Annotated in this window: 15 protein-coding genes; 7 read left to right on the plus strand and 8 right to left on the minus strand. The window is 70.1% G+C overall.

Annotated elements, in window-relative coordinates; all coding sequences use genetic code 11:
- Positions 1–95 precede the first annotated feature (95 nt).
- The 5 genes from ABD732_RS06835 to ABD732_RS06855 form a co-directional block, all read right to left on the minus strand.
- Positions 96–323, minus strand: coding sequence for a 4Fe-4S dicluster domain-containing protein (locus tag ABD732_RS06835; RefSeq protein WP_344781928.1), 228 nt, complete (start codon positions 321–323; stop codon positions 96–98).
- Positions 320–1,078: a GntR family transcriptional regulator gene (locus tag ABD732_RS06840; RefSeq protein ID WP_344781930.1), complete on the minus strand. Its 759-nt coding sequence runs from the start codon at positions 1,076–1,078 to the stop codon at positions 320–322. The genes ABD732_RS06835 and ABD732_RS06840 overlap by 4 nt, the downstream gene beginning before the upstream one ends.
- A 164-nt stretch (positions 1,079–1,242) precedes the next feature.
- Complete coding sequence (eccA, locus tag ABD732_RS06845; RefSeq protein WP_344781932.1) at positions 1,243–2,976, minus strand: type VII secretion AAA-ATPase EccA; 1,734 nt, start codon at positions 2,974–2,976, stop codon at positions 1,243–1,245.
- A gap of 91 nt (positions 2,977–3,067) precedes the next feature.
- Entirely contained in the window at positions 3,068–3,550 is a 483-nt protein-coding gene (locus ABD732_RS06850; RefSeq protein ID WP_344781934.1) for an SRPBCC family protein, read from the minus strand.
- A gap of 14 nt (positions 3,551–3,564) precedes the next feature.
- Positions 3,565–4,263 carry a TetR/AcrR family transcriptional regulator gene (locus ABD732_RS06855; protein ID WP_344781936.1) on the minus strand — a complete coding sequence of 233 codons (699 nt, stop codon included), beginning with the start codon at positions 4,261–4,263 and terminating at the stop codon, positions 3,565–3,567.
- A gap of 117 nt (positions 4,264–4,380) precedes the next feature.
- Between ABD732_RS06855 and purL the strand changes: the two genes are divergently transcribed.
- The 5 genes from purL (at position 4,381) to ABD732_RS06880 (ending at position 8,956) form a co-directional block, all read left to right on the plus strand.
- Positions 4,381–6,669: a phosphoribosylformylglycinamidine synthase subunit PurL gene (purL, locus tag ABD732_RS06860; RefSeq protein WP_344781938.1), complete on the plus strand. Its 2,289-nt coding sequence runs from the start codon at positions 4,381–4,383 to the stop codon at positions 6,667–6,669.
- A gap of 91 nt (positions 6,670–6,760) precedes the next feature.
- A complete protein-coding gene (locus ABD732_RS06865) occupies positions 6,761–7,333 on the plus strand; it encodes a CD225/dispanin family protein (RefSeq protein WP_344781940.1) in 573 nt (190 codons plus the stop codon).
- Between the two features lie 11 nt (positions 7,334–7,344).
- On the plus strand, positions 7,345–7,809 hold the full coding sequence (locus ABD732_RS06870; protein ID WP_344781942.1) for a CD225/dispanin family protein: 465 nt from the start codon (positions 7,345–7,347) through the stop codon (positions 7,807–7,809).
- Positions 7,810–7,823: 14 nt separating this feature from the next.
- Entirely contained in the window at positions 7,824–8,270 is a 447-nt protein-coding gene (locus ABD732_RS06875; RefSeq protein WP_344781944.1) for a DUF2752 domain-containing protein, read from the plus strand.
- 5 nt (positions 8,271–8,275) lie between these two features.
- Positions 8,276–8,956: a CD225/dispanin family protein gene (locus tag ABD732_RS06880; protein ID WP_344781946.1), complete on the plus strand. Its 681-nt coding sequence runs from the start codon at positions 8,276–8,278 to the stop codon at positions 8,954–8,956.
- Positions 8,957–8,964: 8 nt separating this feature from the next.
- Here ABD732_RS06880 and ABD732_RS06885 read toward each other — a convergent pair whose 3' ends face one another.
- Positions 8,965–9,813: a glycerophosphodiester phosphodiesterase gene (locus ABD732_RS06885; protein WP_344781948.1), complete on the minus strand. Its 849-nt coding sequence runs from the start codon at positions 9,811–9,813 to the stop codon at positions 8,965–8,967.
- A gap of 43 nt (positions 9,814–9,856) precedes the next feature.
- Between ABD732_RS06885 and ABD732_RS06890 the strand changes: the two genes are divergently transcribed.
- Positions 9,857–10,933 (plus strand): NAD(P)H-dependent amine dehydrogenase family protein, encoded by a 1,077-nt coding sequence (locus ABD732_RS06890; protein ID WP_344781950.1) that lies wholly within the window; start codon positions 9,857–9,859, stop codon positions 10,931–10,933.
- Positions 10,934–10,981: 48 nt separating this feature from the next.
- Here ABD732_RS06890 and ABD732_RS06895 read toward each other — a convergent pair whose 3' ends face one another.
- Positions 10,982–11,344: a hypothetical protein gene (locus tag ABD732_RS06895; RefSeq protein ID WP_344781952.1), complete on the minus strand. Its 363-nt coding sequence runs from the start codon at positions 11,342–11,344 to the stop codon at positions 10,982–10,984.
- Positions 11,345–11,491: 147 nt separating this feature from the next.
- Positions 11,492–13,003: a glutamate-cysteine ligase family protein gene (locus tag ABD732_RS06900; RefSeq protein WP_344781954.1), complete on the minus strand. Its 1,512-nt coding sequence runs from the start codon at positions 13,001–13,003 to the stop codon at positions 11,492–11,494.
- A 207-nt stretch (positions 13,004–13,210) separates the two neighbouring features.
- Here ABD732_RS06900 and ABD732_RS06905 point away from each other — a divergent pair, with 207 nt between their 5' ends.
- The gene (locus ABD732_RS06905; protein ID WP_344781956.1) at positions 13,211–14,164 is read left to right on the plus strand and encodes a hypothetical protein; all 954 of its coding nucleotides are present in this window, start codon (positions 13,211–13,213) and stop codon (positions 14,162–14,164) included.
- Positions 14,165–14,214 lie beyond the last annotated feature (50 nt).

The raw sequence follows: 14,214 nt of genomic DNA on the forward strand, positions 1-14,214 counted from the left end.
GAGGGGACCTCACAGGGGGCTGGGTCGAACTGGGGGCTGGGTCGAATTGGGGGCTGGGTCGAGCGGGGAGCGACGGTGTTCCGGCGAAGGGCGGGTCAGCGCAGCAGGTAGGGCATGTTGACGGTGACGGCGCCGGTGGGGCAGCGGATGGCGCACGGCCCGCAGTACCAGCACTCGTCGACGTGCATGAAGGCCTTCCCGGACTCGGGGTTGATCGCCAGCGAGTCCAGCGGGCACACCTCGACGCACAGCGTGCAGCCTTCGATGCACAGCGATTCGTCGATGGTGACCGGGACGTCGGCGCGGTTGTGGGCCAGGGTCATCGGGATTCTCCATTCGGGTGGGTGTCCCGCAGCGCCGTGGCGTGCAGGGTGATGCGGTCGCTCCGCATCCGCAGGTACTCCAGGTCCACCGGGCGGGCCTCGGGACCGAGGCGCGTCAGGCGTTCGATCAGCAGCAGTGCGGTGCCGGCCGGGACATCGAGGTTGGCGGCCGAGTGCGGGTCGGCGCCGGCGGCCTCCACGCTCTGCTCGGCGGAGTGCAGACGCCGGCCGGAGACCCGTTCCAGCAGGGTGAAGACGTCGGTGTTCTCCAGGTCGTGTTCCAGGATCGGCACGCCGACGTCGGGGGCCAGGTAGGTGAGGTCGAGGCTGACCGGCTCGTCGTCGAGGAACCGGAGCCGCTCGATGTAGACCACCTCGGCGCCGGGGTCCAGTGCCAGGCGGCGGGCGACGGCGGCCGGGGACCGGACCAGGGTGGCCACCCGGACCTCGTTGCGCACCCGGCCGTGCTCCACCAGGGTCTCCTTCAGCCCGCGCAGCGCATCGATGCCGTGTTCGGCCTTGCGGCGGACCACGTGCGTGCCGACGCGGGGTGCTCGGTCGATCTGCCCCTGGGCGCACAGCAGCGCGAGGGCGTCGCGGACCGCGTTGCGGGAGACGCTGAACTCGGCGGCGAGCCGCTGCTCGTCGAGGGCGCCGGTGCGTTCGCCGCGGTCGATTCCGCGTCGCAACACGTCGGCCACGACGCGGGCGTCGTCGGCCCGGCGGCGGCGTGTCGGATCGCTCGTTTTCGGCATGGTTGGGAGCCTAAGGCCGCAGATCGGTGCTGGTCGGGGCTACGCGGACAGGTCCGGCGGCCGGTGAGTGATCCCGCCACGACAGCTGTCGCCGGCGTTCGCGTGACCTGGGTGGACGTCCGGGGAGTCGCCGATTCCGCCACCGCCGGGCCGGTGCCGGCAGTTCAATTCAGCGCGGGCGTAACTCCGGTGGTGGCCAGTGCCCGGTGCACATCCGGTGCCGTGATGGTCATCAGTTCGGTCTCGGTGAGCCCGGTGAGGTCGTTCCCGGCGGCCAGGCGGTGCTCGCGCTCCTCTTCGGCCGCCTCCAGGACGTTGCGGACGAACCGGCCGTTGCCGGCCACGTCGGTGCCGCGGCGGGGCCCGGCCGGAGTGTCGACGACGTCGTCGTAGAGGGCGCAGAACGCCTCGGACAGCGCGTCGGCGGCGTCGGCGGTCAGCCGGTCGTCGCGGCGGTCGGCGAGGACCTCGGCGATTCTGGTCAACTCGTCCGGCAGGTACGACGGGAAGCGGATCCGCCGGGCGAAGCGGGAGGCCAGGCCCTCGTTGGCGGCCAGCAGCCGGTCGATCTCGTCGTCGTAGCCGGCGATGATCACCACCAGCCGGTCGCGGTCGACTTCCATGCGCTGCAGCAGGGTGTCGAGGGCTTCGCGGCCGAAGGCGTCGCCGCCCGACAGTCCCTGCTGGATCAGGGTGTAGGCCTCGTCGATGAACAGGACGCCGTCGAGCGCCGAATCGATCACGCGGGCGGTCTTGGGGGCGGTGCTGCCCAGATGTTCGCCCACCAGGTCGCGGCGCGTGGCCTCCACCACCCGGTCGGTCGCCAGCAGGCCGAGCGTGCAGTAGAGGCGGGCGACGATGCGGGCGATGGTGGTCTTCCCGGTCCCCGGGGGACCGGTGAAGGCCAGGTGCAGGCTGCGGTCGCCGGTGCGCAGGCCCCGCTCGGCGCGCACCTTGGCGAGAGTGGCGGTGGATCGGAGGCGGGCCACCTCCCGCTTGACCGCGGTCAGGCCGACCTGGCGGTCGAGCTCGCGTTCGAGGTCCGCCCAGGGATCAGTAGCGGTCGGCGCCGAGCCGTCCCGGGGCTGCACCCCCTCGTCGGGGGTATCGGCGGCCGGAACCAGGCGGTAGTCGGGATCGGCCAGCGCCCGGGCGGCCTCGGTCAGCCCCGGGTCCAGGGCGAAGGCCTCCTGCAGCAGGACGCGGGCGGAGTCCTCGTCCCCGCGCGAGCGATGCGCCATGGCGATGGTGAAGACGGCTTGGGCGCGGGCATTGGTCAGCGGCCCGTCGCGGACCGTCTCGAGCCGGCGGATCCCCTCCTCGACCAGCCCCAGGTGAACGCACGCGATGCCCGCCAGGAGCTCCCCGGCCGCGGCCAGGCAACCGTCCTCCCACTCGTCCAGGCGGGCCAGTGCGGTGAGCACTTCCGGCCACTCGTGGGCGCGCAGCCGCACTGCGGCCCAGGAGAACTGAACGATCGGCGAGTGGTCGTCGAGCCGGTCCAGAACGCGGGCGGCGCCGTCGACGTCGTCGCCGGCCGACAGGGATGCGGCGTAGGCGACGGCGGCGCCCGCCGCGTCGGCGACCGGATAGTCCACGTACATGCCGGTGGGTGCGCGGCCGCCGAGCAGCCCGGTCGGCAGACCGAGTCGGCGCTGCTGGACGCCTATCGTCTCGCGCGCGCAGTACAGGCCGAAGAGCGTCTCACCGGAGGCGTCGCCCGCGGCCAGGCGGCCCAGCCACGCATCCCCCATGCCGGGATCGACTTCGGTGGCGCGGGTGAACGCGATCTGCGCCTCGTCGGGCCGCGGCCGGCGGTCCTGCCCGTCGACGGGTATGCCGAGCCGGACGATGCCCGCGTCGAAGAGGTCGCGCGCGATGCGCCGCTGATCAGCCATGGTCCCCCCGAACCCCAGATCTGCTGAATGCCAGAACTGCTGGACTGCTCACTGTAGTGCGCGGCGATACCTCAGGTAGGGGATTCGGGCCTCAGGTAGGGGATTCGGCGAGGGCCGCGAGGCGATCGAGGGTCGTCGTCATGCCCGCGTGCAGGTCGCCGGGGCGGTCGTGCAGGCCGCCCAGGGTGTCGATGATGAACCAGCCGACCGCGGTGATCGGTTCGGTCACCGTGTACGACTCGACCACCCGGGTGCCCGACCCCTCCGGGATGAAGCGGTACTTCCACTCCAGGGTGCCGCAGAAGGGTTCGGTCCGGGTGAACGCGAACTCCCGCCCGCGGTCGGCGGTGACCACCACCGGCCAGTTCGGCCACACGCTGTGCCCGCCGGTGGTGTTGATGGCCCGGAACCGGGCGCCCACCGCGGGGCCCGTCGCACCCCGCACCCACGTGCAACTGCGGATCTCGGGCGAGAGCTCGGGAGTCCGGGTCACATCGGAGACGATGTCGTAGAGCGACTCCGGGGACGCCTCGATGTGGCGTTCGACGGTGTCGCTGCTCAGCTCCTGCTTCATGACTGTTCCTTTCTTCAGGGCTGTGTCTTCTCGGTGCTCGTGGTCTTCTCGGTGCTCGTGGCCCTCCCGGGACCGGTCGCGTAGTGGCCGACGAACATCGCGAGCGCGTCGTCGAGCAGCGTGGTGAACCGCCCGGTGTCGAAGGAGGCGCCGGGCTCATTGGCCAGTTGCTGGGAACAGATGCCGCTGACCAGAGAAGTCAGCAGTCCGGCGGCCTCGTCGGAGTCGGCGGCCGCGGACAGCTGGCCGCGACCGGCGGCCGCGGTCAGTTCGTCGCGGGTCCGTTGCCACATCTCGCGGGCCGGGGCGTACGACTCCGGGCTCGGGGCGAATCCGGGGATCGGCCGCCAGATCAGCAGGGCCGCCGGACCGGGATGGGTGACGATCCAGTGCACGTATGCCCGGGCTCCGGCCAGCAGAGTGTCCAGGCCCCGATCGCCGTCGGCCACCGCGTCGGCGACGCAGTCGTTGAGGCGCGCGTTGCCGCGGGCGAACAGGGCGTCGTAGATCGCATGGAGCGACGGGAAGTACTTGTACACCGACGGCGACCGCATCCCCATGCGCCGGGCGATCTCGGCGACGGTGACCGCACCCGCCCCGTCCTCGACCATGATCTGCTCCGCGTGATCGAGCACTTCGGACCTGGTCTCGGCCCGCCGGGCGGCGACTCGGCCGGACGTGGAACCGACTTCTGGGCTATAGGGTGTAGCCATAGCTACAGTATGTAACTCACAGTGCTCCGAGTCAATGGATTCGCCTTCCCGGCGGGCGATCGCGCCGGGCCTCTGCCGGGGGCGAAGCGCCGCGCGCGCTGGCATAGACTGTCCGGTGTGAGCGCCCAGGTAGATACCGTTTCCCACGCCGTCGAGACCCCCGACGTTCCGCAGCCGTTCGCCGAACTCGGACTGAAAGACGACGAGTACGCGCGGATCCGCGAGATCCTCGGCCGTCGGCCCACCGCCGCCGAACTGGCCATGTACTCGGTGATGTGGTCCGAACACTGCAGCTACAAGTCGTCGAAGGTGCACCTGCGCTACTTCGGGGAGACCACCACCGAGGAGATGAAGGCCGGCATGTTGGCCGGCATCGGCGAGAACGCCGGTGTGGTGGACATCGGCGACGGCTGGGCGGTGACCTTCAAGGTCGAATCGCACAACCACCCGAGCTACGTCGAGCCGTATCAGGGGGCGGCGACCGGTGTCGGCGGCATCGTCCGCGACATCATGGCCATGGGGGCGCGTCCGATCGCGGTGATGGATCAGCTGCGCTTCGGTGCGGCCGACGCGGCCGACACCCGGCGCGTGGTGGATGGTGTGGTGCGCGGCGTCGGCGGCTACGGCAACTCGCTGGGCCTGCCGAACATCGGCGGCGAGACCGTCTTCGACGCCAGCTACCAGGGGAATCCACTGGTCAACGCGCTGTGTGCGGGTGTGCTGCGCACCGAAGACCTGCACCTGGCGTTCGCCTCGGGCACCGGCAACAAGATCATCCTGTTCGGTGCCCGCACCGGCCTGGACGGCATCGGCGGCGTCTCGGTGCTGGCGTCGGAGACCTTCGACTCCGACGACGGCGACGCCGGGCCCAGCCGCAAGAAGCTGCCCAGCGTCCAGGTGGGCGACCCGTTCACCGAGAAGGTGCTCATCGAGTGCTGTCTGGACCTCTACCGCGACGGGCTGGTGGTCGGTATCCAGGACCTCGGCGGCGCGGGGCTGTCGTGCGCGACGTCCGAGCTGGCGGCTGCCGGTGACGGCGGCATGCACATCGAGCTGGAGAAGGTGCCGATGCGCGCCGAGGGCATGACCCCCGCCGAGGTGCTCTCCAGCGAGTCGCAGGAGCGCATGTGCGCGGTGGTCAAGCCCGAAGACGTCGATGCCTTCATGGACGTCTGCCGCAAGTGGGACGTGCTGGCCACGGTGATCGGCGAGGTGACCGACGGCGAGAACCTGGAGATCACCTGGCACGGCGAGACCGTGGTGGACGTGCCCCCGCGCACCGTCGCCCACGACGGTCCCGTCTACGAGCGCCCCGTCGCCCGCCCCGACTGGCAGGACGAGGTGATCGCCTCGACCACCGCCGGCCTGGCCCGTCCGCAGACCGGCGATCAGCTGCGCGAGACCTTCCTGATGATGCTCGCCAGCCCCGCGCTGTGCAGCCGCAAGTTCATCACCGAGCAGTACGACCGCTACGTCCGCGGCAACACGGTGCTGGCCGAGCACGCCGACTCGGGCATGATCCGGATCGACGAGGCCACCGGTCGCGGCATCGCGATCTCGACCGACGCCTCGGGCCGCTACACCTACCTGGATCCGTACCGCGGTGCGCAGCTGGCACTGGCCGAGGCCTACCGCAACGTGGTGGCCTCGGGTGCCTCGCCGCGGGCGGTGACCAACTGCCTCAACTTCGGTTCGCCCGAGGACCCGGCGGTGATGTGGCAGTTCAGCCAGGCCGTGCGCGGTCTGGCCGACGGGTGCGCGCAGCTCGGCATCCCGGTGACCGGCGGCAACGTCAGCTTCTACAACCAGACCGGGACCACCGCGATCCTGCCGACGCCGGTGGTCGGTGTGCTGGGTGTGATCGACGACGTCAGCCGCCGCATCCCCACCGGTTTCGGTACCGAGCCGGGCGAGAGCCTGATCCTGCTGGGGGACACGCACGACGAGTTCGACGGCTCCGTCTGGTCGCAGGTGGCGCACGAGCACCTCGGCGGGGTGCCGCCGCAGGTCGACCTGGAGCGGGAGCGTCTGCTGGGGGAGATTCTGGTCGCCGGTTCCCGGGACGGCATGATCTCGGCCGCCCACGACATCTCCGAGGGCGGCCTGATCCAGGCGGTGGTGGAGTCGGCGCTGGCCGGCGAGACCGGCTGCCGGCTGGTGCTGCCCGAGGGCGCCGACCCGTTCGTCACACTGTTCTCCGAATCGACCGGCCGGATGGTGGTGGCGGTGCCGCGCACGGAGGAGTCGCGGTTCTGCGCCATGCTCGACGCGCGCGGCATGCCGTGGGTCCGTATCGGCGTGGTGGATCAGGGCAGCGACAGCGTCGAGGTCCAGGATCAGTTCTCGGTGACTCTGGAGCAGTTGCGCCAGGTCCACGAGGAGACGCTGCCCAGGCTCTTCGCGTAGCGGCGTCCGCGCGCCGACTGTTCCGATCCGTTACGATCTGCCTACTCGAAGCTGGCTTCCTGAGTGACATCACCCGAGAGGAACTGAGCGCATGACAACTCCGAACGACGACAATCCGGGCAACCCGGAAGATCCGAATCAGACGCCCGGAGGGTTCGGCGAGCAGCAGCCGCCTCCTTTCGGCGAGCAGCCCCAGTACGGCGGGCAGCAGCCGCCCCAGTTCGGCGAGCAGCCCCCGTACGGTGAGCAGCCCCAGTACGGGCAGACACCCCAGTACGGTCAGCAGCCCCAGTACGGCCAGCCGCAGTACGGTCAGCCGCAGTACGGCGCGACGCCCGGTACCCCGGCCGGGGCTCCGCCGGCGAACAACATGGTCTCGGCCATCATCGTGACCGTGCTCGGATTCCTGTTCACCTGCGTCAGCTGCATCAGCCTGGTGGCCGGCATCCTCGGCGTCGTCGCGATCGTCAAGGCGAATGCGGTCAACCAGCTGTGGAACGCGGGCGACGCGCCCAGCGCGCAGCGCAACGCCGACGAAGCCAAGAAGTGGGCGAACATCGCCTGGATCGTGTTCGGCGTCTCCGTCGTCTTGTGGATCATCTTCCTGATCGTGATCGCGGCGACCGGCACCGGCGTGGGCTACTACGACTTCAGCACCACGTAAAGAAAGGCGAGATGAGCAACCCCGAGAACCCTTCCAACCCGAACGATCCGTACGGGCAGCAGCCGCAGTACGGTCAGCAGCCCCAGTACGGGCAGCAGCCGCAGTACGGCCAGCCTCAGTACGGGCAGCCGCAGTACGGTCAGCAGCCCCAATACGGGCAGCCGCAGTACGGGCAGCCCCAGTACGGGCAGCAGCAGTACGGGGGAGCGCCCGGGCTGGAGCCGGACAACAACCTGGTCTGGGCAATCCTGAGCACGGTCCTGTGCTGTCTGCCGCTGGGCATCGTGTCGATCATGAAGGCGACCTCGGTGAGTGGTCTGTGGGCGCGCGGCGATTACGCCGGTGCGCAGCAGGCGGCCGACGATGCCAAGAAGTTCGCGATCTGGTCGGCGGTCGCGTCGGTGGTGGTCTGGGTGGTCGTCGTGATCGTCTACATCGTGATCATCGCGGCAGCGGTGTCGACGAACACCTACTGACGATGAGCGTGGCCGTGGGGACCGCTGACCGTGCCGTAGCCACGGTGCAGGCGGTCGCCCGGCATCGCATCGCCGGTCCCGCGGTGGTCGTGGCCGGGGTCGCCGCGGCCGGCACTCTGGTCTGGTTCGCCGATCCGACGACGCCCGGCGGGATCATTCCGCCGTGTCCGACCAACGCGCTGCTGCACATCAACTGTCCCGGCTGCGGGGCGTCACGCATGGTCTACAGCGTGCTGCACGGCGATGTCGGTGCGGCGCTGCAGTACAACGCGCTCGGACTGGTTCTGCTGGCGCTCCTGGCGGTCTCCTTCGTCACCTACACGCTGGGGCTGTGGCGGGGCCGGAAGGTCCGCGGCTGGCAGCACCTCCGCTATGCACCGATGACGGTGCTGGTGGCGACCCTGACCTGGTTCGTGATCCGCAACATCCCGTTTCCCCCCTTCGACGGCCTCAAGGTTTGAATGACATGACCACACCGCAGGATCCCGACCGGCCCTCCGGCGGCCCCGATCAGCCCTCCGACGAGGAGACGACGATCACGCCGGCGCAGGACTGGTCGTCGTACGAACCGACCGTCGTCGCCGGCGGCGGGGCCGATGCCGATGCCGGGGGCGCCGACGGACCGCTGCCGCCGCAGGCCTACCCGGGCTACCCGAATCCGTACGCGGAGCAGCAGTCGGTGTCGCAGCCGGAAGCCCAGCAGCCCTACACGCAGCAGCCGCCGTACACCTACCCCTACGCCCAGCCGCAGCCGTACGCGCCGCAGCCGTACGCGTATGTGCCGCCGCCGTCACCGCAGGCCGTCTTCGCCAGTCAGGGAGCTGCGCCGCAGACCGGCCAGGTGTCCGCCATCGTCGCGCTGGTGGTCGGCGCCATGCTGCTCGTCAGCTGCTACGGCACCCTCGCCGGGATCGCCCCGACGGTGCTCGGCATCCTCGGCATCATGCAGGCCAATTCGGTCAACCGGTCCTGGATGGCCGGACAGATCGAGGAGGCGCGCCAAGCTGCGGAGGGCTCCAAGAAGAAGGCGATGTGGGCGTGGATCTCCATGGCGATCGGCGTGCTCGTGACCATCGTGGTCGTGGTGATACTCATCGTCGTCGCCATTCAGGCGGACGGCGGCTCGTCGACCGGGTACAGCACCTGAGCTGATCGTCAGTCCGCCCGCAGAGCGACCAGTCCTGCCGGATCGTCGACGGTGAGCTGATCGGCGCCCAGCGCCAGCAGCCGGTCGACGAGGGGCGTCATGCCGGGATCGGCCGGGCCGCCGAAGGTGTAGGCGTCCACGGCGCGTTGCCGCCGGTGGAACTCGGCGATCAGGTCGGCGCCACGATCGTCGGCGGCCAGGATCAGCGGGATCTCCAGATAGATCATGGTGGCGCGGGGTGCGGCCGCACAGGCCCGGTCGACGAAACCGGTGAAGTCCCCGGACGCCAGCACCGCATCCACGGCGCCGCCGTGGCACGGGTCGTAACCGACGGCCAGTGCGGGCACGGCGCCGGTGAGAACGGCGACCACCCGGGCGTCGCCGCACGACAGGATCGTGTGCCGGGCAATGGGTTTCACCGTCCTGGCGAAGGCATCGACGATGCCCGGATCCAGCGCGGATGCGCTCACTTTGACGTCCAGCTGCAGCATCGCCGTCGCCGGCAGCGACGCACCGTCGAGGAGCCCGGCGAGATCCTCCAGCAGCAGGACCGGAGAGTCACTCGGCCGCCCGTCCGGATCCCGCAGCGTCAGCGACCGCAAGTAGGTGGCGGAAGTATTGCGTACCTTGCCTTTTCCGGTCGTCGAGGCGGTGAGGTCGTCGTCGTGCAGGACGGCGAATCCGCGGTCGGCGTGGATCAGCAGATCCACTTCCACGCAGGCGCCGGCGCGCAGTCCCTCGACGATGCGGGCGGCGGTGAACGGCGCGTCGCCGGCGGTCCGCCGCGCGCGGTGCCACTTCAGCGTCGTCGTGGCGCCGTTGCGTGACAGGACGACCGGGGCAGGTTCTGGAACCACCGAACCGACGTTACCGGCGGCACGTGCGCCCTAGGGTCGTTGTATGACCTTACGAGTAGTGGAATGGTCCACGGGCACCGTCGGCCGGCACGCGATCGCGGGCATCGACGCCCACCCGGAATTGGAACTGGTCGGGGTCTGGGTCTCCGACCCCGCCAAGGTCGGCAAGGACGCGGGCCGGTTGGCCGGGCTCGACCGCGACCTCGGCGTGCTCGCCACCGATGACGCCGATGCGCTTCTTGCGCTGGCGCCGGACGCGATCGTGCACACCGCGATGACCGACGACCGGGTGATGGAGGCGATCGACGACCTCACGCGGTTCGTGAAGGCCGGGGTCGACGTCGTCTCCTCCGGGCCGGTGATCCTGCAGTTCCCGTACGGTGTGCTGCCGCAGGAACTGATCACCCCGATCGAGGAGGCGGCGGTGGCCGGCGGGGCCAGCCTGCACGTCAACGGCATCGACCCGGGCTTCGCCAACGACGTTCTGCCGCTGTCGATGACGAGTCTGTCGCAGTCCATCGACGAGGTCCGCTGCATGGAGATCGCCGACTACTCCACCTACTACCAGCCCGTCGTCATGACTCAACTGTTCGGCTTCGGGCAGCCGATGGACTTCCAGGCCGTGCTGGCGGCACCGGGCGTGCTGTCACTCGGCTGGGGCAGCGTGGTCCGGCAGGTCGCCGCGGGGCTGGGGCTGACGCTGGACGAGCCGCTGGTCGAACGCGTGGAGCGGGTGCCCGCCGACCGCGACTATTCGACCGTCTCGGTGGAGATCGCCGAGGGCACCCTCGCCGCGATGCGGTTCGAGATCGCCGGTCAGGTGAACGGGGTGGACCGCGTGGTGCTGGAACACTACACGCGCACCCATCCCGACCAGTGCCCGCAGTGGCCGCGCCCCGACCACGGCGACGGCTGCTACCGCATCGAGGTGCGCGGCGAACCGGAGATGACGGTGGAGTTCAGCCACCACGGCCGCGACGGCGACCACAACGTCTCCGGGATGATCGTCACCGCGATGCGGCTGGTGAACTCGGTGCCGGCCGTCGTCGCCGCGAAGCCGGGCATCGTGACCGCGCTGGACATGCCCCTGGTGACCGGACGCGGTCTGGTCACCGAGTAGCGCTCGAGGCAGTCGTCGCCATCGGCTCGATCAACTGGAGCGGCGACCTCAGTCAGGTAAGAACCACGGCAGGGTCGGAAGGTTGAGGTTCGGCAGGTACCACTCGTTCGGCAGGTACACCATGGGGTCGATGTTCCGCAGCTCGGGCGGCGGGTTCGTCACCGGCGGATTCCCCGGTGGGGTCTGCGGTGGTGCCTGCGGTGGTGCCGGCGGTGCCGGCGGCGGTGCGAACCACTGAGTGAACGGATCGGCCGGCGGAGTCGCGGGCGGGGCGGGCTGATTGTTCCTCGGCGCCGCGGGCTTCTCGTCGTCACAGGCGGCACTCATCCCGGCACCGAGGAACAATCCACCGGTCGCCAGGGCGCCGACAGCGGTGCCCAACAGCCATCTCTTGGTAGCGGTGACGCTCATGCATCTCACCTTCTGTACTCGGCCGGACCGCGGTTCAGTCCGGTCCGATGAAGGTAGTGCGGTCCTGGCGCCGGAGTCTCCCGTCACGACTACCTGATTCGCGGCGCCGTACTACTCACGTGGGATCGGCGAGCGGTGCAGCAGCAATCAGGGCACCGGCCAGTTGTGCACCGGTTCGCCCTGGTGCATCAGCGCGACGTAGTCGGCCAGCATGCCGTGCAGGGCCTGGCGCCGCGATTGGCCGGCGGTCTCGCGGGCGGCGACGGCGCGGCGCTGCCACACCGAACCGGTCTGCTTGGTGACGCACCGCCCGTGGATGATCCCGAGGTATCGGCTGCGCGCCTTCTCCGAGACGCCGAAGGCGATCAGGCCGCGTTCGGCGATGGGCAGCAGCCGGCGCAGCGTCAACTCGTCGGGCCGCACCCAGCCGACGTCGGGCCAGTACAGCTGGGCCTGCATGCCCCAGTGCGCGCCGGCAGCCAGATTCTCGCGGGCCGCGTCGAACGACATCCGCGACCAGATCGGCAAGTCCTCCTCCACCAGGCCGCGCACCACGCCGTAGTAGAACGCGGCGTTGGCCATGATGTCGACGACGGTCGGCCCGGCCGGGAGCACCCGGTTCTCCACCCGCAGATGCGCCTGACCGTCGACGACGTCGTAGACGGGCCGGTTCCACCGGTAGACGGTGCCGTTGTGCAGCCGCAGCTCGTCGAGCATCGGGATCCGGCCGTCGTCGAGCACCTGAAGCGGATCGACGTCGCTGGAGACCGGAAGCAGCGCGGGGAAGTAGCGGATGTTCTCCTCGAACAGGTCGAAGATGGTGTTGATCCAGCGCTCGCCGAACCAGACGCGCGGGCGCACCCCCTGATTCTTCAGTTCCAGCGGACGGGTGTCGGTGGCCTGCTCGAACACCGGGATCCGGGTCTCGTGCCACAGCGCCTTCCCGGCCAGGAAGGGCGAGTTGCCGGCGATGGCCACCTGCAGCCCGCTGATCGCCTGCGCGGCGTTCCAGTGGGCGGCGAAGTCTTCCGGTGCCACCCGCAGATGCAGCTGCAGGGAGGTGCACGCGGCCTCGGGCAGGATGGAGTCGGTGGTGGTGTGCAGCCGTTCGGAGGGGCCGTCGTCGGTCAGCGGCACCCCGGAGATGTCGAGTTCCAGATCCTCGCCGCGGGCGGCGAAGATCTGCTCGTTGAGCAGGTCGTAGCGCGGGTTGGACGAGATCCAGTGGTGGGCGAAGTGATCCGGGCCCAGCGTGGGCAGCATGCCGACCATCACCAGATGGTTGCCGGTGGTCTTCGCCGCGGCGTCCGCGCGATTCAGCGAGCTCCGCAGGCCCTGCTCCAGACTCACGGTGTCGCCGCCGACGAACGGCCGCGGCGAGACGTTGATCTCGATGTTGAACTGGCCCAGCTCGGTCTGATAGTCCGGGTCGGCGATCGCGTCGAGGACCTCGGCGTTGGCCATCGCCGGATTGGCGGCGGCGTCGATCAGGTTGAGCTCCACCTCCATGCCCAGCAGCGGCTCCGGGGGATGCCCGTGGTCGGTGAACAGTCCCTCGGTGAGCATCCGGGCGATGGCCTCGGTGCCGCGCGAGACCTGCGACCGGAACCGCACCCGGTCGGCGCCGGTGAACTGCTGGCGGCTCACTTCTTCGCCCATGCGCCAATCGTGCCGGACGCGCTGTCGTCGCGTCGTGCTTCGGCGAACGCGACGGCGCTTGAGTTCGGATACGCGCACTCGGCCGAATGCGCGTATCCGAACGCGGTGCGCCGGAAGGTTCAGCAACCTGTGGAGTACTCGCGGGAAGGGGCTGGGCCTGTGGATGAGCGGAATGACGGCGCGTCGCCGGCGTCGTGCGATGACGCCATGAGCATTCCGATCGCGGACTACCCGCGCGACCGCTACGGACTGATCCGACGTGCCGCCGCACAGAAGATCGGCATCACCGACGACGAGCTCGGCGCCGCCGTCAAGCGGTCCGAACTGGTACGGCTGACCCGCGGGGTGTTCATGGTCGCCCCGCCGGAGACGGAGGCGCAGACTCCGACGGTCCGGGAGGAGGAGTATCGCCTGCGGTGCATCGCCGCGGCCACCTCGGCCCGGACCGGGGAGGCGCTGCTGAGCCACACCTCCGCCGCCGCGCTGCACGGACTACCGCTGCTCACCCCCGACCGCGGCACGGTCCATCTCACCCGCAGGCGCCACGGCGGCGGCTCGGTCCGCGACGGCAGACACCGGCACCCCGGTCCCGTCCCGGCCGAGGACGTCGTCGAGATCGACGGCCTCGCTGTGACGAGCCTGCGCCGCACGGTGCTCGACGTCGCCCGCGCGGGCACTTTCGCGCAGGCACTCACCGCGGTCGACGGCGGGCTGGCCCGCGGCCTGACCCGCGACGAGCTGACCGCAGGTCTCGCCGGGCGGGCGACCGGCGGGATCGGCACGGCACGGCGCGCAGTGGTCTGCGGCAACCGGCTGGCCGAGTCACCGGGGGAGTCGTGGAGTCGGGCGCAGATGATCGCCGGCGGACTGCCGGTCCCGCAGTTGCAGCGTCGTCATACCGCAGGAAGCAAGGAGTACCGGGTCGATTTCGATTGGGACGGCGTCCTGGTGGGGGAGTTCGACGGTCTGGTCAAGTACCGGGGCCGTCTGCGCCCCGGGGAGACCCCGAACGACGCGGTGATTCGCGAGAAGCTGCGCGAGGATGCGCTCCGCAACGAGGGGATCGCGGTGATCCGGTGGACCTGGCGCACGCTCGAGCGGGGCGAGATGGTGACGCTGGTGCGGTCGTGGCTGGTGCGGACCGGAGTGCTGTCGTCGTGACCGCGCACTGACCTCGATTGCCGACGCACTCACTTCGGAGACGCGCACTC

The sequence above is a fragment of the Gordonia caeni genome (assembly GCF_039537105.1).
Classification (GTDB): Bacteria; Actinomycetota; Actinomycetes; order Mycobacteriales; family Mycobacteriaceae; genus Gordonia; species Gordonia caeni.

Excerpts from the sequence above, each read along its gene's own strand:
- ABD732_RS06900 (WP_344781954.1), bottom strand. The coding sequence starts at position 13,003 with ATGGGCGAAGAAGTGAGCCGCCAGCAGTTCACCGGCGCCGACCGGGTG.
- ABD732_RS06890 (WP_344781950.1), top strand. The coding sequence starts at position 9,857 with ATGACCTTACGAGTAGTGGAATGGTCCACGGGCACCGTCGGCCGGCAC.
- eccA (WP_344781932.1), bottom strand. The coding sequence starts at position 2,976 with ATGGCTGATCAGCGGCGCATCGCGCGCGACCTCTTCGACGCGGGCATC.
- ABD732_RS06840 (WP_344781930.1), bottom strand. The coding sequence starts at position 1,078 with ATGCCGAAAACGAGCGATCCGACACGCCGCCGCCGGGCCGACGACGCC.
- ABD732_RS06865 (WP_344781940.1), top strand. The coding sequence starts at position 6,761 with ATGACAACTCCGAACGACGACAATCCGGGCAACCCGGAAGATCCGAAT.
- ABD732_RS06855 (WP_344781936.1), bottom strand. The coding sequence starts at position 4,263 with ATGGCTACACCCTATAGCCCAGAAGTCGGTTCCACGTCCGGCCGAGTC.
- ABD732_RS06835 (WP_344781928.1), bottom strand. The coding sequence starts at position 323 with ATGACCCTGGCCCACAACCGCGCCGACGTCCCGGTCACCATCGACGAA.
- ABD732_RS06895 (WP_344781952.1), bottom strand. The coding sequence starts at position 11,344 with ATGAGCGTCACCGCTACCAAGAGATGGCTGTTGGGCACCGCTGTCGGC.
- ABD732_RS06880 (WP_344781946.1), top strand. The coding sequence starts at position 8,276 with ATGACCACACCGCAGGATCCCGACCGGCCCTCCGGCGGCCCCGATCAG.
- ABD732_RS06905 (WP_344781956.1), top strand. The coding sequence starts at position 13,211 with ATGAGCATTCCGATCGCGGACTACCCGCGCGACCGCTACGGACTGATC.
- ABD732_RS06850 (WP_344781934.1), bottom strand. The coding sequence starts at position 3,550 with ATGAAGCAGGAGCTGAGCAGCGACACCGTCGAACGCCACATCGAGGCG.
- ABD732_RS06870 (WP_344781942.1), top strand. The coding sequence starts at position 7,345 with ATGAGCAACCCCGAGAACCCTTCCAACCCGAACGATCCGTACGGGCAG.